Source organism: Paracoccus sp. Arc7-R13 (assembly GCF_004010775.1).
GTDB classification, from domain to species: domain Bacteria; phylum Pseudomonadota; class Alphaproteobacteria; order Rhodobacterales; family Rhodobacteraceae; genus Paracoccus; species Paracoccus marcusii.
On sequence record NZ_CP034810.1, the window covers coordinates 2,568,064 to 2,589,972 of the forward strand.

At 69.7% G+C, this 21,909-nt stretch carries 20 protein-coding genes; 2 read left to right on the forward strand and 18 right to left on the reverse strand.

Annotation, left to right across the window (positions count from 1 at the left end):
- Position 1 precedes the first annotated feature (1 nt).
- The 5 genes from EOJ32_RS12785 to EOJ32_RS12805 are packed head-to-tail and all read right to left on the reverse strand — an operon-like array spanning position 2 to position 5,472.
- On the reverse strand, positions 2 to 979 hold the full coding sequence (locus EOJ32_RS12785) for an ABC transporter ATP-binding protein (RefSeq protein ID WP_127898822.1): 978 nt from the start codon (positions 977 to 979) through the stop codon (positions 2 to 4).
- A complete protein-coding gene (locus EOJ32_RS12790; RefSeq protein ID WP_127898823.1) occupies positions 976 to 1,989 on the reverse strand; it encodes an ABC transporter ATP-binding protein in 1,014 nt (337 codons plus the stop codon). The genes EOJ32_RS12785 and EOJ32_RS12790 overlap by 4 nt, the downstream gene beginning before the upstream one ends.
- A complete protein-coding gene (locus EOJ32_RS12795; protein WP_127898824.1) occupies positions 1,976 to 2,857 on the reverse strand; it encodes an ABC transporter permease in 882 nt (293 codons plus the stop codon). Before EOJ32_RS12795 ends, EOJ32_RS12790 begins: the two co-directional genes overlap by 14 nt.
- 4 nt (positions 2,858 to 2,861) lie before the next feature.
- Positions 2,862 to 3,815 (reverse strand): ABC transporter permease, encoded by a 954-nt coding sequence (locus EOJ32_RS12800; RefSeq protein WP_127898825.1) that lies wholly within the window; start codon positions 3,813 to 3,815, stop codon positions 2,862 to 2,864.
- 52 nt (positions 3,816 to 3,867) lie between these two features.
- Complete coding sequence (locus EOJ32_RS12805) at positions 3,868 to 5,472, reverse strand: ABC transporter substrate-binding protein (RefSeq protein ID WP_341872748.1); 1,605 nt, start codon at positions 5,470 to 5,472, stop codon at positions 3,868 to 3,870.
- Between the two features lie 235 nt (positions 5,473 to 5,707).
- Between EOJ32_RS12805 and EOJ32_RS12810 the strand changes: the two genes are divergently transcribed.
- Positions 5,708 to 6,322: an aspartate/glutamate racemase family protein gene (locus tag EOJ32_RS12810; RefSeq protein WP_127898826.1), complete on the forward strand. Its 615-nt coding sequence runs from the start codon at positions 5,708 to 5,710 to the stop codon at positions 6,320 to 6,322.
- A 2-nt stretch (positions 6,323 to 6,324) separates the two neighbouring features.
- On the opposite strand, the gene EOJ32_RS12815 is transcribed toward EOJ32_RS12810, so the two are convergent.
- The 12 genes from EOJ32_RS12815 to gmk all read right to left on the reverse strand — a co-directional run bounded on the left by EOJ32_RS12815 (position 6,325) and on the right by gmk (position 19,961).
- Entirely contained in the window at positions 6,325 to 8,955 is a 2,631-nt protein-coding gene (locus EOJ32_RS12815; RefSeq protein ID WP_127898827.1) for an ATP-binding protein, read from the reverse strand.
- Complete coding sequence (locus EOJ32_RS12820; protein ID WP_127898828.1) at positions 8,952 to 10,064, reverse strand: DNA repair exonuclease; 1,113 nt, start codon at positions 10,062 to 10,064, stop codon at positions 8,952 to 8,954. The genes EOJ32_RS12815 and EOJ32_RS12820 overlap by 4 nt, the downstream gene beginning before the upstream one ends.
- 33 nt (positions 10,065 to 10,097) lie before the next feature.
- Positions 10,098 to 10,529: a DUF2141 domain-containing protein gene (locus tag EOJ32_RS12825; protein WP_127898829.1), complete on the reverse strand. Its 432-nt coding sequence runs from the start codon at positions 10,527 to 10,529 to the stop codon at positions 10,098 to 10,100.
- Positions 10,530 to 10,667: 138 nt separating this feature from the next.
- On the reverse strand, positions 10,668 to 10,991 hold the full coding sequence (locus tag EOJ32_RS12830; protein ID WP_045998869.1) for a 2Fe-2S iron-sulfur cluster-binding protein: 324 nt from the start codon (positions 10,989 to 10,991) through the stop codon (positions 10,668 to 10,670).
- Positions 10,992 to 11,091: 100 nt separating this feature from the next.
- Positions 11,092 to 12,687 carry a DegQ family serine endoprotease gene (locus EOJ32_RS12835; protein WP_127898830.1) on the reverse strand — a complete coding sequence of 532 codons (1,596 nt, stop codon included), beginning with the start codon at positions 12,685 to 12,687 and terminating at the stop codon, positions 11,092 to 11,094.
- A 176-nt stretch (positions 12,688 to 12,863) separates the two neighbouring features.
- Complete coding sequence (hflC, locus tag EOJ32_RS12840) at positions 12,864 to 14,075, reverse strand: protease modulator HflC (RefSeq protein ID WP_127898831.1); 1,212 nt, start codon at positions 14,073 to 14,075, stop codon at positions 12,864 to 12,866.
- Positions 14,075 to 15,373 carry an FtsH protease activity modulator HflK gene (hflK, locus tag EOJ32_RS12845; protein ID WP_127898832.1) on the reverse strand — a complete coding sequence of 433 codons (1,299 nt, stop codon included), beginning with the start codon at positions 15,371 to 15,373 and terminating at the stop codon, positions 14,075 to 14,077. The genes hflC and hflK overlap by 1 nt, the downstream gene beginning before the upstream one ends.
- Positions 15,374 to 15,488: 115 nt before the next feature.
- Positions 15,489 to 16,868: a glutathione-disulfide reductase gene (gorA, locus tag EOJ32_RS12850; RefSeq protein WP_127898833.1), complete on the reverse strand. Its 1,380-nt coding sequence runs from the start codon at positions 16,866 to 16,868 to the stop codon at positions 15,489 to 15,491.
- 1 nt (position 16,869) lies between these two features.
- Positions 16,870 to 17,622 (reverse strand): ribose-5-phosphate isomerase RpiA, encoded by a 753-nt coding sequence (rpiA, locus tag EOJ32_RS12855; RefSeq protein ID WP_127898834.1) that lies wholly within the window; start codon positions 17,620 to 17,622, stop codon positions 16,870 to 16,872.
- Between the two features lie 74 nt (positions 17,623 to 17,696).
- Complete coding sequence (locus EOJ32_RS12860) at positions 17,697 to 18,803, reverse strand: ATP-binding protein (protein WP_127898835.1); 1,107 nt, start codon at positions 18,801 to 18,803, stop codon at positions 17,697 to 17,699.
- A 4-nt stretch (positions 18,804 to 18,807) separates the two neighbouring features.
- The gene (locus EOJ32_RS12865; protein WP_127898836.1) at positions 18,808 to 19,332 is read right to left on the reverse strand and encodes a gamma carbonic anhydrase family protein; all 525 of its coding nucleotides are present in this window, start codon (positions 19,330 to 19,332) and stop codon (positions 18,808 to 18,810) included.
- Positions 19,329 to 19,961, reverse strand: coding sequence for a guanylate kinase (gmk, locus tag EOJ32_RS12870; protein ID WP_164871474.1), 633 nt, complete (start codon positions 19,959 to 19,961; stop codon positions 19,329 to 19,331). Before gmk ends, EOJ32_RS12865 begins: the two co-directional genes overlap by 4 nt.
- Before the next feature lie 194 nt (positions 19,962 to 20,155).
- On the opposite strand from gmk, the gene EOJ32_RS12875 reads away from it, so the two are divergent.
- A complete protein-coding gene (locus tag EOJ32_RS12875) occupies positions 20,156 to 20,929 on the forward strand; it encodes a PAS domain-containing protein (protein WP_240542432.1) in 774 nt (257 codons plus the stop codon).
- Here EOJ32_RS12875 and EOJ32_RS12880 read toward each other — a convergent pair.
- Positions 20,926 to 21,909, reverse strand: a complete 984-nt coding sequence (locus EOJ32_RS12880; protein WP_127898838.1) for a GNAT family N-acetyltransferase — start codon at positions 21,907 to 21,909, stop codon at positions 20,926 to 20,928. The genes EOJ32_RS12875 and EOJ32_RS12880 overlap by 4 nt on opposite strands.

The window sequence follows — 21,909 nt, forward strand, 5'->3', positions numbered from 1 at the left end:
TCTACTCTGCGGCAAGGGTTTCGCCTGCGCGCAGGCAGGCCACGCGGCGGCGGGGGCCGGGCGTCAGGACGGGCGGCAACGCCTGTCGGCAGGCCGGCAGCGCCATCGGACAGCGGGGCGCAAAGGAACAGCTGTCCGGCCGCACCTCCAGCGACGGAGGGGCACCGGGGATCGCGTCGAGCCGCGCGCCGCGCGCCACGTCATGCAGGTTCGCGGCCAGCAGCCCCTGGGTATAGGGGTGGCGCGGGTTGCGAATGACGTCGCGCGTAGTGCCTTCCTCGACGATCTGGCCGGCATACATGACAGCGATGCGTTCCGAGATTTCGACCGCCACGCCGATGTCGTGGGTGACGAAGATCACCCCCATGCCGAATTCGCGCTGCAATTCGCGCAGCAGCAGCAGGATCTGGATCTGCACCGTCGCGTCCAGCGCGGTCGTCGGCTCGTCCGCCAGCAGCAGGCGCGGACGGCAAGCCAGCGCCAGCGCGATCATCACCCGCTGCCGCATGCCGCCCGACAGCTCGTGCGGATAATTGGCCAGCCGCCGTTTCGGCGATGGGATGCGCACGCGGTGCAGCATGTCCAGCGCCACGTCCATCGCGTTCTCCCGGGACAGGCCCTTGTGGCGCATCACCGTCTCGGCGATCTGCTGGCCCACGGTATAGACCGGGTCCAGCGCCAGGCCGGGGTCCTGGAAGACCATCGACACGTCGCCCCCGCGATAGGACCGCAACGCCCGCCCCGACAGGGTCATGATGTCGGTCCCGTCAAAGCGGATATCGCCCGACAGGTCGGTGCGTTTCTGGGGCAGCAGGCGCAGCAGGGTCTTCAGCATGACGCTCTTGCCCGACCCGCTCTCGCCCAGCAGGGCCAGGGTTTCGCCCGGCATCAGGGTGAGGGACAGGTCGTTGATGGCATGGACCGTGCGCCCGCCCTTGAAACGGACGTCCAGATTGTCGATCTGCAGCAGCGGCGTCATGCGGGCACCCCCTGTCCGGCGCGCGGATGGCCGGATGCCGGGTCGTGGAGGTGACAGGCGACCCAATGCGGCGACCCGGCGACCATCGGCCCCAGGGCGGGGTGGCGGGTCTTGCAGATGTCGGCCGCAAAGGCGCAGCGGGTGTGGAACCGGCAGCCCGGCGGCGGGTCGATGGGGTTCGGCGGATCGCCGGTCAGCGGCGGCTTCTGCGTGCGGTTGTCCGGGTCCATCGACGGCATCGCGGAAAACAGCGACCGGGTATAGGGATGCGCCTGTTCGGCCCAGATCATGTCGACCGGGGCCAGTTCCACGACCTCGCCCAGATACATGACCAGGATGCGGTCCGAGATGTATCGCACCACGTTCAGGTCATGGCTGATGAAGATATAGGTCAGCCCGAACTCCGCGCGCAGGTCCGACAGCAGGTTCAGGACCTGCGCCTCGACCGATTTGTCCAGCGCTCTGACGGCCTCGTCCAGCACCACGACCTTGGGCGACATGACCAGGGCGCGGGCGATGTTGATGCGCTGGCGCTGCCCGCCCGAGAGTTCGTGCGGATAGCGGCCCGCAAAGCGGTCGGGGTCCAGACCGACCCGCGCCATCAGGCGGCGCGCCCGGCCCGCCGGATCGTCCAGGCCCTGCACGCGCGCGCCGAACGCGATGCTGTCCAGGATGGTCATGCGCGGGTTCAGCGAGGCATAGCTGTCCTGGAAGACCATCTGGATGTCGCGGCGCAGCGCGCGCAGGCTGATGTCGCGGCCAAGGGACTTGCCGCCCAGGTCGATGTCGCCCTCGTCGCGGTCCACCAGGCCGATCAGCAGTTTCGCCGTGGTGGACTTTCCGCAGCCGGATTCGCCGACGATGCCCAGGGCCTCCCCCGCGCGGACGTCGAAGCTGACGCCGTCCACGGCCTGGACCATCGCCTGGGTGCGGCCCAGGATGCCGCCATTGATGGGAAAATGCTTCTTCAGGTCGCGCACGCTCAGCAGGGTTTTGTCAGTCGCGGACATTCATCGCACTCCTCAGACCGTCGCTGAGCAGGTTCAGGCACAGCGAGGTGGCAAAGATCATCACCCCCGGCAGCGCCGCCAGCCACGGGTTCACATAGATGGCGGATCGCAGCGTGTTCAGCATCAGCCCCCATTCCGGTTCGGGCGGGCGCACGCCGATGCCCAGAAAGGACAGCCCCGCCGCCAGGATCATGCAGACCGATGTCAGCGAGGTCGCATAGACGAAGATCGGCGACAGCACGTTGCCGATCACATGCACCCGGATCACCGTCAGCGCATTCGCCCCCGAGGCCCGCGCCGCGTCGATATAGTCCAAGGACCGCACGCCCGAGGTCACCGCCTCGGCCACGCGGGTCACGGGGGGCACGAAGACGATGGTCAGCGACACCAGGCTGTTCAGCACCCCCGCGCCCAGGGCGCCCGAGATGGCGATGGCCAGCAGGACCGACGGAAAGGCAAAGAACACGTCCACGACCCGCATGATGATCGTGTTGGTGATGCCGCCGACATAGCCCGCGATGATCCCCAGGGTGCCGCCGATGAAGAAGGCCAACACCACCGGCATCAGCCCGATGAACAGCGTCAGGCGACCGCCATGAATCAGCCGGGACAGCATGTCGCGGCCCTGTTCGTCCGTGCCCAGTAGGTGGCCGGGCGTGCCGGGGGCGGCCAGGCGCTTGATCATGCTGCCCTGATAGGGGTCGGCCAGGCCCAGCCAGGGTGCGAAGACCGCCGAAAGGATCAACAGCGCCAGCACGCCTGCGCAGATCATCGACACCGGATCGCGGCGCAGCCGCGACAGCACGCCCGACCAGTATCCGCGCTGCGCGGGCGGAACGGCGGGGATATTTGTGGTCACCTGAACCATGCGCTCAGTTCCTTTTCACGCGGGGGTCGATGGCGGCCTGGGCCACATCGACGATCAGGTTCATGCCGACGAAGAACATGGCCAGCACCAGGATCGTCCCCTGCAACAGCGGCAGGTCGCGCTGAAAGATCGCGTTGGACAGAAGGAATCCGGAACCGGGCCAGTTGAAGACCGTCTCGATCAGGATCGACCCGCCCAGCAGGTATCCCAGCTGCAACCCCATCACCGAAAGGGCGGTCGCGGCGGCGTTGCGGGCCACATGGCGCAGCACGTCGCCGCGGCTGAGGCCCTTGGCGTAAAGCGCGGTGACGAAATCCATCGACAGGATGTCGCCCGCCAGCGCCCGGACGGTGCGCGCGACGATGCCGATGGGCACCACGGCCAGCGTCACCGCAGGCAGGACTAGGTGGCGCAGATGCGCCCAGTCCCATTGCCAGTCCTGCGACCCGCCCGGCCCCGCGCCCATCGACGGCAGCCAGCCCAGATTGACCGAAAAGATGATGACCAGCACGATGCCCAGCCAATAGTTCGGCACCGACACGCCCGTGATCGACAGCGCCGTCACCGCCCGGTCCAGCGCCGTGTCGCGGAAATATCCTGCCAGGAACCCCAGGAAGATGCCGATCGGAAAGGCGATCACCGCCGCCGCCGCCGCCAGCAGCAGCGAATTGCCGACCGCGCCGAAGACCTCGTCGGCCACCGGGCGGCCCGAGGCGATCGAGCGGCCCATCTCTCCCTGCAGCAGGTTGCCGACCCAGATCAGGTATTGCACCGGCACCGGCTTGTCCAAACCGTATGCCGCGCGCATCGCGGCCTGCTGTTCGGCGGTGGCATCGACCGGCATGATAGCCGTCAGCGGATCGCCCGGCGCGATCTGCACCAGAGCGAAACAGACGACCGACACCCCGAAGGCCACCGGCAACACCAGGATCAGGCGTCGAAGGAAATAGCTGAGCACGTCATGCGTCCCTGGCTGGGCCGCACCCGCAACGGGCGCGGCCGGTTGCGGGTCAGTCGGCCATCGTTATGGACGAGAAGTTCAGGTACCAGTTCTGCGGTTGCACGAAGCCCTGTACCTTGGGCGACATGGCGCGGGGCGCCACGTCATGCGTGACCATCAGGAACAGCGCATCATCGACGAACTTTTCATGCGTGCGACGCAGGACCGCGTCCTGTTCGGCGGGGTCGAAGGTGGTCTTGATCTCCTCGAACAGGCCCTGCATGTCCTCGTCGCAGTAATGCCCCCAATTGGTGCCGTTGGGCGCCACCAGGTCGCAATCCAGGTGCCGGATGAAGCCGGTGAACGGATCCTGGATGAAATAGGTGAAGTTGATCGACTGCGATCCCTCGACCGAGGGATCGGCGGCGCCCGCGCGCCACAGGTTGATCATCTGGTTCCACTCGACGACCATGAACTCGACGTCGATCCAGGCTTGGGCCAGCGACTGCTGGATGTATTCGTTCATCGGCAGCGGCAGCATCTGGCCCGACCCGGAGGGAGAGATCAGCGCCTTGACCTTCAGCCGGTTGTCGGGGCCGAACCCGGCTTCGGTCATCAGGGCCTGCGCGGCCTCCAGGTCATAGGTGACGTCGAAATCCGGCTCTCCGAACCATTGCGACCCCGGCGGCACAAACCCCTTGGCCGGGATCATCAGCCCGCCCAGCAGCGCGCCCATCGCCTCGCGGTCGATGGCCAGGTTCGCGGCCTTGCGCACGCGGATGTCGTTCCAGGGCGACCCCTCGACCCGGCTCAGGTGCCAGGTCCAGTTATGCGGCAGCGCGTTCTGGGTGATGGCAAAGCCGTTGCCCTGCATCGCGGGAATGGTATCGGGGGCCGGCGCCTCGATCCAGTCGACCTGCCCCGACATCAGCGCGGCCGAACGTGCATTCGATTCCGGCAACGGGATCAGCACCAGCCGGTCCAGCTTGGGGATGCGCGTCTCGTCCCAGTAATCGGCAAAGGGCACCAGCTCGGCCCGTTCACGCGGGACGAAGGATTCCATCATCCACGGCCCCGTCCCTGACGGCTTGGCAGCGACCTGCTCCCAGTCCTTGCCCAACGCCTCCCAGTTGGCCTTGGACGACATCATCACCCAGGCCAGCTGATAGGGCAGCGTCGCGTCCGGCTCATGCGTGATGATCTCGACCGTCAGATCGTCTACGGCGCGATAGCTGGCGATGGCGGGAATGCGCGACTTGCCCTGCGCCGATTGGCGCGGATCATACTGTTCGGCGCTTTCGTCCAGCAGCTTGTCCAGGTTCCAGACCACGTTCTCGGCATTGAACGGGCTGCCGTCGTGGAAGGTCACCCCCTCGCGCAGCGTGAAGGTCCAGCGGGTGCGGTCGGCCTCGTCGGCCTCCCATGCGGTGGCCAGGCCCGGCACCAGGCCGGACGGCCCGTCGCCCTGCGTCAGATCCCAGTTGATCAGCGCATCATAGACCGTATAGCCGATGAAGCGCAGCCCCTCGCCGCCCTGATCGGGCTGGCCGGTGGTCAGCGGGATGTCGGCGGCGGTCATGCCGATGCGCAGTGTGCCTTGGGCCATGGCCGCAGGTCCGGCCAGCACCGCCACCGAAAGCGCCAATGCGGCGATGCCTTTTCTCAGATCAAGCACGGTCGTTCTCCCTGTTGGCCGGGGTCGTTGCTGCCCCGAATTGGGATCACCTTGGACCGCCTCGGCAGGGCTGCGCAGCGGCGGGCGGCCATCACGCGGGCGTCGGTTCGCAAAAAACCTGCGCGATGCACGCCGGGCGGTCAGATTGCTGACAATTCCTGCACGCAATGTTTTCGCCATCGCGGCCGGTCTTTCGGGATGGACAGCGCATCGATAAGCGGGCCACAGGCGCGGGATGATCCTGCTGGCCAATCCCAACGCGAACCCAGTCACGACCGCGGCGATGTGCGCGATCGCGGCGCCGTGGCTGGCGGGCCTTCAGGCGTGGACGGCGCCCACAGGGCCGCAGGTGATCGTCACCCCGGACCAGCTGGACCGTGCGGCCGACGGCATCGCGGCGCTGCACCCGCCCGCGGCGTGTCGCGGCGTGATCGTCGCCGCCTTCGGCGATCCGGGCGCGGATCGGCTGGCAGCCCGCCTTGCGGTGCCGGTGATCGGCATCGGGGCCGCAGCCGCGCGGGCGGCGGCGCAAGGGGGGCGCGCCTTTGCGGTCGCGACCACCACCCCTGCCCTGCGGGACCGGATCGACGCGCTGATGCGGGGGCAGCCCGGCCGCTATCTGGGGTGTCACCTGACCGACAGCCCCGACGTGATGCGCGTTCCCGACGCGCTGGATCACGCCCTGCTGGACGCGGTGATGCGGGCCGCGGCAGCCGGTGCCGAGGCGGTGATCATCGGTGGCGGCCCATTGGCGCAAGCGGCGGTCCGGCTGGCGCCCCTGTCCCCCGTGCCGCTGATCCAGCCCGTACCCGAGGCCGCGCGCGCGATGGCCCGGCTGCTGGCCCGCTGAGGTTACAGGTCCTCGATCCGGACATGTGCGCGGGTGCCGCCCAGGGACTGGAACGCCCGCTGGCGGCAGGTCAGGACCAGCACCTGCTGATCGGTGGCGACGCGGTGCAGGGCGGTGAACATCGCCTCGATCCGGTCGTCATCGGTGTGGACCAGCGCATCGTCCAGGATCACCGGGACCGACCGCCCGGCCTGCGCGAACAGGCGCGCAAAGGCCAGCCGCGTCAGGATCGCCACCTGTTCGCGCGTGCCGCCCGACAGGATGTCCAGCGGTTCGGCCTGTCCGTCACGGGTCAGCGCATGGGGCAGCAGGGTCTGGTCGTCGATCTGCAGCGCCGCGCCGGGATGCAGGATCGACAACAGCGGCTGCAGCTCGCGCACCACCGGCTTGAAATAGGCATCGCGCTGGCGCGTGCGCGCCTGCTCCAGCGTGTCGCGCAAGCGCGTCAGGGCGGCCATCTCGGCGGCGTAACGGTCGGCGCGGGCCTGGGCCTCGGCGCGCTGGCCGGACAGTTCGTCCAGCGTTTCCTCGATCCCCTCCTCGGCCAACAGCGCGATGCGGGTGTTCAGCGCGGCAAGGTCGCGCTCCATCGTCTCCGCGTCGCGCCGGGCCTGTTCGGCGGCGCTGGTGGCACGCGACAGCGCGGCCTGGGCGGTGGTCAGGTCGGGGGCCGCATCCGACAGGGTGGCGCACAGCCGGGCGGCCTCGGCGCTGCGGGCCGACAGGTCGGGCAGCGTGGCGGCCAGCGCATCCAGACGCGCCGCCAGATCGTCCAGCGATCCAGCCTCGGCCAGGACATCCGCCAGCGCGCGTTCGGCGGAACGGCGCTCTCCCTCGGCATCGGCGCGAGCTTCCCCGGCGGCGGTCGCGGCCTCACGGGCGCTGCGGGACTGGGCCTGCGCCTGCGCCTCGGCGGTATCGGCGGCGGTCAGCAGGGGTTCCAGCACCGCGGCATCCTCTGCATCCGCAGGGGCATCGGCAGCCTCGGCCGTGGCCAGGGCCAGGGCCTCGCGCAAGGCATCCAGGCCCTGCGGCGCCAGATCGTCCAGCGCCTGCGCCCCCTGGCGCAGCGCATCGTCCAGCCGCGTCGCGCGGTTCAGCCGGTCACGCGCATCAGCCAGATCGGCCGCCCCACAATCCTGCAGCGCGCTTGCCACGTCCCGCTGCGCCTGCCCCAGATCGGCGGCCAGCTGCGCCCCCCGCCCCGATCCCGGATCGACGCTGATCGCGCCGAAGCCCGGCAGCGTGACGTGCGTCCGCCCCGGCACCGCCCATGCACCCTCGACAGAGGTTCCGTCCGCCAGCGTCGCCAGAGGCCCGTCCGCGTGAAATTCGATGATCACCGTCTGTGCCTCGGCCCGCGCGTCCAGGCGGTCCAGCACCGTCTGTGCCTGATCCAGCCGTGCCATCGTCTTCGGCGTGATGGTCAGCCGCGCCCGCTGTGCCCGATCAGCGTGCAGCTGCGCCTGCAGTGCCTGCGCCCGGTCCAGCCGATGGGTCAGATCGGCCACCCGCGACCGTGCCGCAAGCGCCAGCCGCGCCTGCTGTGCCCGCGACAGGCGTCCGCGCAGATCGCGCGCGACCTCGCCAGCCTGGCGGTGCGCCTCGGCCGCCTGCGCATCGCGCAGGGCCAGCGCCTCGGCGCGATCGCGGGCGGCCACCGCGCGCGCTTCGGCCAGGCGCAGCGTCTCGCGGGCCTGGGTCACGCGGTCGGACAGCTGTCGGGTCTGGTCGATCTGCTGGCGCGCGGTCGTCTCGGCCATCCGGGCCAGCGTCAGGTCGCGTTCCGCCTGCGCCAGCCGGTCTGCATGCTTGCGGGCGGCCTGATGCGCCTCCTCGGCCTGCGTCAGGGCAGCCTGGCGGGCGCGGGCGGCCTCCGGGTCTGTCACGCGGGCCAGCATGCGCGTCACCTCGGAGCGGCGTGCCAAGTCGCCGGACAGGCGCGCGGCCTTGTCGCGGGCCTCGGTTTCGGCACGGGACAGTCGCTCGGCCTCCTCGATGGCGCGCTGCCATTCGCCCCCGGCCCTGGGGCGGCCGGTGGCGGTGGCCAGCCGTGCCATCTCCTGTCCGACGCGGTCCAGGACCGCGTCCATGCGCCGCCCCCCGGTCATCATGTCGATCTCTCCGGCAACGGAAGACAGCAGGTCGCGCCGCGTCCCAAGGTTGCGATCGCGGTCCTGCCGGTCTGCGGCGCTGTTGCCCTCCGGCTCCAGCCCCAGCAGGCCCTGGCGGACCCACAACAGACCCGACGGTCCGGCCAGTCCCCCATCCAGCAGGCGGTCGATCCAGGCCTCGGCCTCGTCCTCCTGGGCGATCAGGCGGCCTTGCGCGTCCGTGATCCGCGCCTGCGCCCGCGACAGGAACCGCTTGTGGATGCGGAACCGCCCTTGGGTCGATTCGATCTCGACCGCCACCTCCGGCGCGCCGCCGGCATGAGGCTGCAGCGCCTTGACCGGCGCGCGGCTGCTGCGGTGGCGTTCAAAGAACAGCGCGTGCAGCGCATCGAAAAAGGTGGATTTGCCGAACTCGTTCGGTTCGGACAGAACCGTGATGCCGTCGCCCAGGTCGGACAGCACCGCCCGGCGCCCGGCAAAGCGGCGAAGGTTGGTCAACTCGATCGCGCGCAGCTTCATGCCTGCACCTCCTGCGCAAAGCTGTACAGGCGCGACAGCGCCGCGGCCGAGATGTCGCGGTCGGCCTGCGACCGCTGCGGGTCGGTCGTGTCCGCCAGCAGGGCGTCGGCGGCGTGGCGCAGCGCGCCCGCGCGGTCGATCAGGTCCAGATCGTCGGGCCGGGCCTCGACCTGCAGGGCGGACAAGTCGACGGCGAACCAGCCGTAATCGGGCGCAGCCGCCTGCAGGGCCGCGTCCAGCGCCGCACGGTCCGACAGGGCCAGCCTGCCGCCTGCCGTCACGCTGACCAGATGATCGCGTGCCCGTTCCGTCGGCAGGGCGCGCGTCAGCGCCGCCCGCACATCCGCGCCCGGCAGCAGGTCCAGGTGCGGGCGGGTCCAGCGGAACTGCCCCACGGGCACCGCCTGCACCGTCATTTGGGCGCCCAGTCCGACCAGCAGCGCACCCGCCGGGCCGTCATGCTTGAAGCTGTCGGCCTCGGGCGCGCCCGAATACCAGGTTGCGGGGCCGATCTGGCGCTGTCCGTGCCAATCGCCAAGTGCCAGATAATCCAACCCCGACCGCGCCGCACGGTCGGGCGGGATGATGCCCGTTCGCCCGCCGCCCTCGTCGAAATCCGTCACCGGGCCGTGGCCCAGGCCGATCCGCCGCGCGCCTTGCGGCGTGGCCGCGTCCATCGCCTGCGTCAGGTCGCGCCCGGCGCGACGCTGCGTGCAAGGCGCGGGCAGCAGCCAGACGTCGTCGGCCAAGGTCACCGGGCCGTCATCCAGCAGGGGTTTCAGGTTCGCCGGGCCATCGGTCGCGATGCGCCGCCACAGCTCGGTCGCCGCCAGGCTGTCATGGTTGCCGGGCAGCATGATCCAGCGGATGTCTGCCTCCTCCGCCATCGCGCGAAGGGCCTGGCGCAGGGTGTCGGGGGCCGGGGTTTCCGCGTCGAAACTGTCGCCCGCCAGCAGCACGACCTGTGCACCGCCCTGCCGGGCAGCCTGGGCCAGGCGCCCGATGGCGGCATGACGCGCCTCGCGCAGGCGGTTGCGGATACCCTCGGGATAGCCGCCGAAGGGCTTGCCCAAATGCAGGTCCGATGCGTGCAGAAAGCGGAATGTCATGCGTGAGAATCCTTGTCGGTCAACGGGTCGCACTCACGGATCCAGGTCGATCCGCAATTGCAGCGGGTCGGTGCCCATGTCGAACGCGGCCTCGTCAAAACGCGGCGCGCGCAGGCGCGGTGCAGGCCCGACAGAAATGCCCCAGCGTTCCTGTGGCATTCCCAGCACGTTTGTGTCCAGCCGCCCGTTGCCATTCGCATCATGCAGCACCGCCACCGCATAGCGCCCCGGCGTCACGCCCTCGAACATGCAGACAGCCTGGCCACCGCGCGGCGGGGACGCGTCATGGACCGCGCCCGCCCCGTCGGGAAACCCCGCGGGATCGGCATGCAGGCTGCAGGCCAGCACGCCGCGGTCATCGGGGATGCCGGTCACCGTCACCTGGATGGTGCCCGCGATCGCGGGCGCGGCCAGCGTGGTTGCGGCGACCAAGGCCGCGATCCCGATCCTGCGACGATGCTGCATCCGTTCCCCCGTGACGGTCGTGACATGACGTGGCAGGTCACCACGAAACGCGGTGCCGGACAACCGCCGCCAGGGCCTGATACGCAGATGGCCGCGCCTTTGCGGGCGCGGCCATCGACACGTCACCGTGAAGGACGATCAGATCTGGCGTTCGGGCATCTGCACGACAAGACCGTCCAGCGCCTCGGTCACCTTCAGCTGGCAGGTCAGGCGCGACCGCTCGGGGTCGGGCTTGTAGGCAAAGTCCAGCATGTCCTGCTCCATCGGGTCCACCGGCGGCAGCTTGTCCGTCCATTCCGGCGCCACATAGACATGGCAGGTCGAACAGGCGCAGGCGCCGCCGCAATCGGCGTCGATGCCGGGAATGCCGTTGTCGCGCGCACCCTCCATCACGGTCATGCCGGGGCGGACCTCGACCTGGTGGCGGGTGCCGTTGTGTTCGATATAGGTAATCTTCGCCATGAGTGCTTGTTCCCTTGTGTCACCCGGAATTACGGGATCGGACGGCCATTGAAAAGGGGCAGCCCCGAAAGGCCGCCCCTCTTTTGCCAGGGGCCGCAGCTTATTCGACCGGAGCCGTGTCCTCGTCCGCAGGGGCGGTCTCTGACAGGGGCAGCGCCACGAACAGCGGCTCTCCGCCACGGCGGATCAGCATCAGGACCGACCGGCGACCGGCCTCGCGGGCCTCGTCGATGCGGGCGTTCAGGTCGGCCACGCTGGCGACGGACTGCTGGTTGACGTCGGTGATGATGTCGCCGGGGGCCAGGCCCTTCTCTGCGGCCGCACCCTCGGGGTCGATGCCGGTGATGGCCAGGCCGGTCGCGTCGCGCGGCGCACCCAGCTCGGCCGCCATTTCGGGCGTCAGCACCGTCACGGTCATGCCCAGGACATCGCTCTCCGACGGCTCTGCCGCCGCGGGCGATTCCGACGCGCCGTTCTGCGCCGTCTCGCGGCGACCCAGGGTCACGTCCAGCGTCAGTTCGTCGCCGTCGCGCATCACCACGACCTGCGCGGTCTCTCCCGCCGGGGCCTCGGCCACGCGGCGGACCAGGCCGCGGGTGTCCTCGACCTCGGTGCCGGCAAAGCTGGTGATGACGTCGCCCGTCTGTAGGCCTGCATCGCGCGCCGGGCCTTCGGGAACGTCGGTGATCATCGCGCCGCCAGCCACGTTCAGACCCATCGCCTCGGACATTTCAGGGGTCACATCCTGGATCATGACACCCAGCCAGCCGCGACGGGTCTCGCCAAATTCCTTCAGCTGTTCAACGACTTGCGAAACGACGTTCGACGCCATCGAGAAACCGATGCCGATCGATCCGCCGTTGGGCGACAGGATCGCGGTGTTCACGCCGATCACTTCGCCCTTCAGGTTGAAGAGCGGCCCGCCGGAGTTGCCCCGGTTGATCGCCGCGTCGGTCTGCAGATAGTCGTCATAGGTCCCCGACAGCTCGCGGTTGCGGGCCGACACGATACCCGAACTGGCCGAAAAGCCCTGACCCAGCGGGTTGCCAAGCGCCAGGACCCAGTCGCCCACGCGGGCGCTGTCGCTGTCGCCGAAAGTGACGAAGGGGATCGGCGTCTCGCTGGTGACCTTCAGCAGGGCCACGTCCGTGTTCGGGTCGGTACCCACCACCTCGGCGGGCAACGTCTCGCCGGAATAGAACTCGATCTCGATCTGGTCGGCGCCCTCGATGACGTGGTTGTTCGTGACGATGAACCCGTCGGCCGAGATGACGAAGCCCGACCCCAGCGCGTTGGACCGCTGCGGGCTGCGAGGCGTCGGCATCCCTTCCGGTGCACCGGGGCCGCCGGGCAGGCCGAATTCGCGGAACAGGTCGGCAAAGGGGCTGCCTTCGGGGAAGGCCGGCCCGCCGGTCGGCTGCGACACGACCGAGGTCGTGGTGATGTTCACCACCGCGGGCGAGACCTGCTGCGCCAGGTCGGCAAAGCTGCCGGGCATGACCTGGGACGTGTCGGCGGTCGCGGCATCCGCCCCCAGCGGCTGGTTGGCCTCGGCGGCCTCCTGGGCCTGCTGGCTGACCTCGGGGGGCACGTCGTCATTGGCCGGGTCGACGGCCTGCGCGCCGGCTTGGCCAAGCCCCACCGCCAGCGCCAGCGCCGACGCGGTCAGGATATGGCGAGGGAAAAGCGGTTTCATGCGGGATGTCCTCATCTCTCGACGGCAGCGATCAGGGGCGGGTGCCCGGACTGCCTGTTGGATATGACGCCAATGTAGGGTGCCGTGGCAAATAAACCACGCTCTCGACTTGTGAACAGATCGTGATTTTCGTTGCAGAAACGGGCGAAGGTTTCCCTCCGCCCGCCTCGGGTTCGTCAGTTGGCGGGCGCGGGTTCCGCCGCCGTATCCTCGGCCGGGGCCTCGGGGGCCGGGGCTTCCTCAGCTGGCGCATCCTCGCTCTGGGCAGCGCCCTCCACCGGGGCGTCCGGCGACAGGATCTCGGACGGCTCCTGCGGGGGCGTGGCCAGATTCTCGGGCACCGGGGTCAGCTCGATCCCGGCAGATTCGCCCAGACGGTTGCCGTCGCGGTCGACTACCTCGGGAACGACCAGCTCCTCGCCTTCGGGCGTTTCGGCAGGGCTGTTCAGACCCAGCCGCTCGGCCGAATTGCCCGGCGGTACCGGCGTCGATGCGGGGTTGGCGTTCGCAGCCCCGTCGCTGGACAGATAGCTGAAGAACTCGCTGTCCGGCTGCATCACCAGCGAGCTGTTGCTGCCCTGAAGCGCGCGCTGATACGAGGTCAGCGAGCGCGTGAAGGCAAAGAATTCGGGGTCGCGGCCATAGGCGTCCGCATAGATCGCGTTGCGCTGCGCGTCGGCCTCGCCTCGGACGATCTCGGAGCGGCGGCCGGCCTCGGAGGTCAGCTCGACCACGGTCCGGTCGGCGGCGGCGCGGACGCGCTGCGCAGCCTCGTTGCCGCGTGCAACCTCGTCGGCGGCCTCGCGGGCACGCTCGGCCCGCATCCGGGCATAGGTCGCGTTCAGGTTCTGCTCGGGCAGGTCGGTGCGGGTCAGGCGGACGTCGATGATCTCGATCCCCAGGCCGCCCGAATTCGACCGCGCCTCGTCGCGGATCTGGTTCATCAGGCTGGTCCGGTCATCCGACAGGACCGAGGTCGAGGGCACCGTACCCAGAACGCCGCGAATGGCGTCGATCACGATCGGCTCAAGGCGCATTTCGGCGGCCTGGATGCCCTGCACGCCGACCGCCTGGCGGAACCGCACTGGATCGGTGATGCGCCAGCGGGCGAATGCGTCGACCACCAGGCGGCGGTCGTCCAGCGGGGTGACCTCCAGCGGGCTGGTCGGCAGACCCAGGATGCGCCCGTCGTACTTCACCACGTTGTCGATAAAGGGCAGCTTGAAGTTCAGGCCCGGCGTCTCCTGCACGTCGACGACCCGGCCAAGACGCAGCACCAGCGCCTTTTCCCGCTCGTCCACGATGAACAGGGCCGATCCGGCCAGGACGGCAACGACGACCACGGCCGGCAGGGCCAGGGCGGTCAGCAGGTTCTTGCGCGCAGCCATCAGTTCGTCCCTCCGCTGGTCGTTGTGGTGCCGGGCTGGGTGCCCGCCTGCGTGCCGGTGGTCTGGCCCGCGCCTTGGCCGGCGGTCGGCGCCGGGGGCGTGGCGCCGCCCTGCCCCGTGCCGCGCAGCTGGTCCAGCGGCAGATAGGGCACGATGCCCGAGCCACCCTCGCCACCGCCGATGCCCTCGCCGATGATGATCTTGTTCACGCCGCCGAGAACCTGCTCCATCGTCTCCAGATACATCCGGCGACGGGTCACATCGGGCGCGTTCACGTATTCCTCGTAGATCGAGTTGAAGCGCGCGGCCTCACCCGCGGCGGTGTTGACCGCCTCGGCGCGATAGGCTTCGGCCTGTTCCAGGATCTGGGCCGCCTGACCCCGGGCTGCGGCCAGTTCGCGGTTGGCATAGGCGTCGGCCTCGTTCTGCAGACGGTCACGCTCCTGCTGGGCGGCCTGCACCTCGCGGAAGGCGTCGATGACCTCCTCGGGCGGGTCGGCCCGGTCCAGGTTGACGCGGATCACGTTGATCCCCGACTGATAGCTGTCCAGCGTGCTTTGCACGGCGGCGCGCAGGTCGCTGGCGATCACGCCGCGATCGCGGTTCAGGATCGGGGCCAGTTCGCTGCGCGCGATGATGTCGCGCATCGCGGCCTCGGACACGGCGCGGATCGTGTCTGCGGGGTCGGCCAGGTTGAACAGGTACATCTGCGGATCGCGGATGTTCCAGACCACCTGGTATTCCATGTTCACGATGTTCTGGTCGCTGGTCAGCATCAGGCCGCTGTCCATCGGGCCGGCTTGGCCGGTGCCGATCTCGGTCACGCGTTCGTTCGTGACGGGCACGACCTCGGCGGTGACGACGGGCCAGGGGGCAAAGTTCAGACCCTCGGTCCCCACGGCGATGGCGCGGCCGAAGAGGAACTCGACCGACTGTTCGTTGGTCTGAACACGATAGAAGCTGGCAAAGGCCCACAGGCCGACCGCTGCCAGGCCCGCCACGACCAGGGTCGAGCGGTTCAGGCCAAAGTCCGGACCCATCGGGCTGCGACCGCCGCCGCCACCCCCGCCCGTGCCGCCGCCGGTGCCGCGACCGCCCATCAGCACGCGCAGGCGTTCCTGGCCCTTCTTCATCAGGTCCTCGATCTCGGGGCGCTGCGGGTCGTTGTTCGGACGGCGCGGCCCGCCGGGGGGCGGCTGTTCACCCCAGGGACGGCCGGCAGGCTTCTTGTCACGATCCCCGTCATCCCGGCCGCCGTTGCCGCCGCCGCCTCCGCCCCAGGGGCCCTGATTTGCCATCCGATAGACCTTCTTTCGTAGAAATTTCCGTTAGTTGAAAACTGGGGCGCGGGGCCGAAATGTCAACCCTGACACCCGTCCATGGCCGCGACCCAAGGCCGCGCCCACGGGATTGTCAGCCCGCCACGCCCTGATGCCGGCGCGTGGGCTGGCGCATCGTCACCAACTCCTCGGCCGCGGTCGGGTGGACGGCCACGGTCGCGTCGAACTGCGCCTTGGTCGCGCCCATGGTGATGGCGATGGCGGCAAGCTGGATCATCTCCCCGGCCTCGGGGCCGAAGATGTGACAGCCCAGCACGCGGTCGTCCGCCGGATCGACCAGCAGCTTCATCATCACCTTGGCGTCGCTGCCCGCGAACATAGACCGCATCGGCCGGAAGGTCGTCGCGAAGACGTCGACCGGACCGCGCGCCTTGGCCTCCTCCTCGGTCAGGCCGATGCTGGCCAACTCGTGCGGGCGCAGATAGACGGCGCTGGCGACCAACCCGTGATCGACCGTCCGGGGCCGTGCGCCGAAAACCGTGTCGGCAAACGCATGCCCCTCGCGGATCGCGACCGGGGTCAGGTTGACGCGGTCGGTCACGTCGCCCACCGCAAAGATCGACGGCACGCAGGTCTGCGACCATTCGTCGACCTCGATCGCGCCGTTGGGTTTCGTGCGGACCTCGGTCGTCTCGAGGCCCAGGCCCCGGGTATAGGGGTCGCGCCCAGTCGCCATCAGCACCGCGTCGAAACGATCGTCCGATCCGTCGCCGAACCGCACACGGATGCCGTCGCCGTCACGTTCCAGCGCCGCGGGCGTCAGGCCCAGACGCAGGTCCACGCCCACCGCGCTCAGCTGCAGCGTCGCCAGGTCGCGCGCCTCGCGGTCGAAACCCCGCAGCACCGCGTCGCCGCGATAGGCCTGCACCGTGTCCACCCCCAGCCCCGCCAGGATCGTCGCGAATTCGCAGGCGATGAAGCCGCCGCCGACCAGCAGGATGCGCCCCGGCAGCCTGTCCATCAGGAACAGGTCGTCCGAGATCATCGCCAGCTCCTCTCCGGGAATGCCGATGGGCGCGGGACGGCCGCCGGCCGCAATCAGGATGTGGCGGGCCGTCTTCGTCGTACCGTCGGCCAGCCGGACCCGGTGATGGCCGTCCAGCGTGGCACGTTGGTCGTGGATCTCGACCCCCGCGCGGGTCAGGCCGGCGCGATAGATCACCTCCAGGCGCGACAGTTCGGCGTCCAGCTTCTCGCGGAACACCTCCCAGTCGAATGCCCCGGCCTGCGCGTCGCACCAGCCATAGCCGCGCATCTCCTCGGCCATCAGCCCGGCCTGAGAGGCAAAGATCATCAGCTTTTTCGGGACGCAGCCGCGGATGACGCAGGTGCCGCCCATGCGGCTCTCCTCGGCCAGGCCGACCTTGGCGCCGTGCTCGCCCGCCGCGATCCGCGCCGCGCGCACCCCGCCCGAGCCGCCGCCGATGACAAACAGGTCATAGTCGAAGGTCACGTCATTCCCCTTCCTGCGCCAGCATGTCGGCGTCGATGTCGTTGCGCGCCAGTTCGATCACGCTGCCGTCCTCGCGGCCGATGATGGCCAGATCGCACATCCCCAGGAACAGCCCGTGTTCGACAACGCCGGGAATGCAGGACAGCGCCCGCGCCAGGGCGGACGGATCGGGGATCACCTCCAGGTGCAGGTCCAGGATCAGGTTGCCCTCGTCCGTGACGACCGGGTCGCTGCCCTTCAGGCGTTGAAGGATGTCGTGATCGCCCAGCTCCAGCCCCTCCAGCGCGCGGCGGATCAGCTTGCGCGTGGTCTCGAACCCGAATTCCAGCACCTCGACCGGCAGGGGAAAGGCGCCCAGCGTCTCGACCACCTTGCCGGGATCGGCGATGACCACCATGCGGTCGCTGGCGGCGGCCACGATCTTCTCGCGCAGATGCGCCGCACCGCCGCCCTTGATCAGGTGCAGGTCGGGATCGACCTCATCCGCGCCGTCGATGGTCATGTCCAGCCAGCCGATGTCGTCCAGGCTCTCGATGCGCAGGCCCAGGCTCTCGGCCAGCTCGGCCGTGGCGCGCGACGTCGCGGCGCAGCGCAGGGACAGACCCTCCGCCTGCACGCGGGCGGCCAGTTCGCGCACCATGACGCTGGCGGTCGAGCCGGTACCAAGGCCCAGCCTCATCCCGTCCTCGACCAGCGCGACCGCCGCCTTGGCGGCGGCCAGCTTGGCGGGATCGACCTGCGGTGATTGCGACATGACGACATCCCCTGAAAAATCCGTTCGCCCGCTTATAGGCCAAGCCACCGCCAAGGGCGAGAGGCTGCGACCCGTCAGCCGCGCGCCAGCCCTTCGGGCAGGATCACGGTAAAGCGGCTGCCCTGCCCCACCACGCTCTCGATCCGCAGCCGGCCACGGTGGCGGTTCACGATGTGCTTGACGATGGCCAGGCCCAGCCCGGTACCGCCCTGTTCGCGCGACCGGTGGGTGTCCACGCGATAGAACCGCTCGGTCAGGCGCGGCAGGTGCTGCTCCTCGATGCCGTCGCCGCGATCCTCGATGGCCACGGCCCAGGCCGGTCCGCGCAGCAGCGGTTCGTGCGCGATGCGCGACAGCGTGACGCGCAGCACGCCGCCCGATCCGCCGTATTTCACCGCGTTCTCGATCAGGTTCTGGAACACCTGGGTCAGCTGGTCGCCGTCGCCGGGCAGGCGCAGGTCGATGTCCAGCCCCTCGGTCGCGACGCTTACCCCGGCGGTCTGGATGCGCGGCGCCAGCATGGCCAGCGTTCCACGCAGCAGCCCCGGCAGATCGACCCGGCCCGAGGGGCGCGACCGCTCCTCGGCCTGCACCCGGCTCAGCGACAGCAGCTCGCTGATCAGGCGGTTCATGCGCGCGGCCTCACGCTCCATGATGTCCAGGAACCGGTCGCGGGCGCGGGCGTCGTCACGCGCCGGACCGCGCAGCGTCTCGATGAAGCCGGTCATGGCGGTCAGCGGGGTCTTCAGCTCGTGGCTGACATTGGCCACGAAATCGCGGCGCATCTGCTCGGCCTCCTCGGCCACGCTGCGGTCCAGGACGGCGACCGTCGCGCCACGCCCCAGGGGGCTTGGCAGGGGCGCCACCGTCACCTCGGCCAGGATCTCGCGGCCGTCGGCGACGCAGGTCGCGCGCAGGGTGGCGACTCCGTCCGGTGCCGTGGGCAGCGTCTGATCGGGCGTGGGCGCAGGCACCCCCTCCGGGTCCAGGACCCAGTCCACGGCCTGCACGATGGCAGGATGGCGCAGCACGGTCACGAACGGTCGCCCGACCAGGGCCGGACCGAACAGCGCCAGCGCCAGCGGATTGGCGGCGATCACCCGCGCCTCGCGGTCGACGGCCAGCATGGGCAGCGGAATGCCGTCCAGGAACCCTTCGACCCGGCGCGGCCCGGCCGCCATCGCGTCAGTCCCCCGCCGGCGACAGCCCGGCCCGGAACCGCGCCGCGTTGTCCCGGTACCGCGCCGCGGATGCCCGCAGCCCCGCCTGCGCATCGGTGTCCAGCATCCGAACGACGCGGCCCGGGGCGCCCATGACCAGCGCGCCGTCGGGGATCACCTTGCCCTCGGGGATCAGCGCCCCTGCCCCGATCAGCGCACCCGCGCCGATGATCGCGCCGTTCAGCACCGTCGCCCCCATGCCGATCAGTGCACCGTCGCCGACCCGGCACCCGTGCAGGATCGCACGGTGCCCGATCGTGCAATCGGCCCCGATCACCAGCGGGTGGCCCGGATCGGTGTGCAGCACGCACAGGTCCTGGACATTGCTGCCCTGCCCCACCTCGATCACCTCGGTATCACCGCGCAGCACCGCCCCGAACCAGACCGACGCCCCCGGCGCCAGCACGATCCGCCCCATCACCTGCGCGTCCGGCGCGACCCAAGCCTGCGGGTCGATCTGCGGCGTGATCCCGTCCAGCGACCAGATCATGCGACACCTTCGGACATCAGGTCGCGGACAAAGGCCCCCAGCCCCGCCTGCCGGTCGCGACGCAGGCGTTCCGCCGTCAGTATGGCACGCATCCGCGCCTCGGTCTGGTCCAGGTCGTCGTTGACCAGGACGTAATCGTATTCGGCCCAGTGGCTGATCTCGGATCGGCTTTTCTGCATGCGCCCGGCAATGACCGCGTCGCTGTCCTGGCCGCGGCCGCGCAGGCGGCGTTCCAGTTCGGGCAGCGACGGCGGCAGCACGAAGATCGACACGACATGCGCCCCAAGGGCCGATGCCCGGATCTGCTGGCCGCCCTGCCAGTCCACGTCGAACAGCGTGTCGCGCCCGGCCAGCATCGCCTGTTCGACCGGCCCGCGCGGGCTGCCGTAAAGGTTTCCGAAGACCTCGGCATGTTCCAGCATCTGCCCCTCGGCGACCATCCGCAGAAAGCCGTCGCGGGTGGTGAAATGGTAGTGCTCTCCGTCGATCTCTCCAGCCCGCGGCGCCCGCGTGGTGGCCGAGACCGAGAAGCGCAGCCCCGCGTCCCAGTCCATCAACCGCCGCGCCAGCGTGGATTTCCCCGCCCCGGAGGGCGATGACAGGATGACCATCAGGCCGGTGCGTTCGATCATGGCGGCATGTTCCCTGGCGGTTGGTCGCGATGCGTCCGGGGATGCCCCGTCGCGCCGCAGGGGTCAAGACCCGCAACCGGAAGGCATCTTAACCATTCGTTCATTAAATGACTCGGCGAGCGGGCGGGGAACGCGCTATTGTCAGGGGTGAGCAGTGACCGGCCGTGGCCGGAGAGAGTAAAGGGTTGACCGTGCCGGACCGGGAAGACGGACCAGACACCAAGCCGGGAATGCCGCCCCAGGACGCCATGGGACGGATCGTGCGCCTGCAGGACTATGAGACCTGCACGCCGGACCGCGTTCTGCGCGAGATGCGCGAATACTGGGACGGCATCCGCAAGGGCCGGGCGATCCCGGCGCGGTCGGATGTCGATCCGCGGGGCATCGCGCGCACGCTGGATTATGCGTTCATCCTGGAACGCATCGCGCCGGGCGCGGGTCGCCTGCGTCTGGCGGGACGGCACCTGATCGACCTGATGGGCATGGAGGTGCGCGGCATGCCCGTCTGCGCCTTCCTGAACACCTCGTCGCGGGGGCGGTTCTCGGACGTGCTGGAAAGCGTGTTCAAGGCGCCCCAGATGGCGCGACTGACGCTGCAGGGCAAGCCCGACTATGGCCGCCCGCAGCTGAACGCCCAGATGCTGCTGCTGCCGCTTCGGTCGGATCTGGGCGACGTCACCCGCGCCCTGGGCTGCCTGGTGGCGGAGGGCGACACCGGCATCGCGCCCCGCCGCTTCGACATCCTGGCGGATGAGGTCATGCCGATCATCGAAGGCGGCACGACGGTCAAGCCCTCGCCCTCGGCCATCGGCTTTGCCGAAGGACGCGCCGATTTCAAGCCGCGAGGGGCCGTGCCGGACAAACCCGCAGCGGAAAAGCCCCTGCGCGGTTTCCCCCAGGCCGAAACCCCCGAGGAACGGCGCGCCCTGTTCCGGGTCATCCAGCCCCGGCAGCCCGACGCCTAGCCCAGCAGCGCCGGCCGCCAGCGATACAGCGCGGCCGGCGCCGGCGACGCACGCCCCAGGCTCTGCAGCTCCAGGTCCTCGCCCCGACGGAAACCAAGGTTCTTCAGGATCTTGCGTGACGCATCATTGTCGACGAAGGCAGCTGCCAGAACCTCGGGGGGGTCGAACCGCGCCACCAGTTCTGCAAAGACCGCGGCGACCATCTCCTGCCCCAGGCCCTGTCCGGCATGGGCGGGGTCCAGGAAATAGTTCATGCGCGGCGGTGGGCCTTCGGACAGGCCCACGATGCCGACGACCTGCCCCCTGTATCGGACCGCCAGCCGCAACGGCGGAAGCAGCGCGCCCTGCAGCAGCAGTGGCTGGACATCGTCCAGCGTCATCGCGGGGTCATAGCGCAGCAGCATCCGTGCCACCTCGGGCTTGGTCACGATGCGGTGCAGCGCGGGCAGGTCGTCCGGGGTCACCGCATCGATGCGCAAGCGCGGCGTCGTCAACGCAATCGCGTGGCGCTGCTGGAACGTGTCGCGGTCCAGATGCAGCATCTCGGCCGGGACCTCGGCCCGCAGCGGGCGCGACCGAAGCACTGTCCGGCCACAGGGCCGAAACCCCAGCCAAGCCAGAAGGCGCGCTGACCGGTCGTTGCCGATCAGGCAATGGGCATGCACCTCGGTCGCGCCGGAGAGGAACAGGCGCGAAAGGGCCAGCACGCCCGCGCGGCGGCCGATCCCCTGCCCCTGCCGGTCCGGTGCGATCCAGATGCCAAAGACGCGGCCCGCCTGGACCATGCCGACCAGCCGTCCGTCCTGACGGATCGCATGTTCGTCCAACCCCGCGGCTGCGATGAAATCGCGCGCGTCAGCCGTGCCATAGGGCCAGGGCAGCGTGGTCAACCAGCGCACGACGTCCCAATCGGCCAGGGCTGCCGCAATGTCGTCGGCATCCTCGGGCCAGGGGCGCGTCAGGGCGACCGGCGGGTGCAT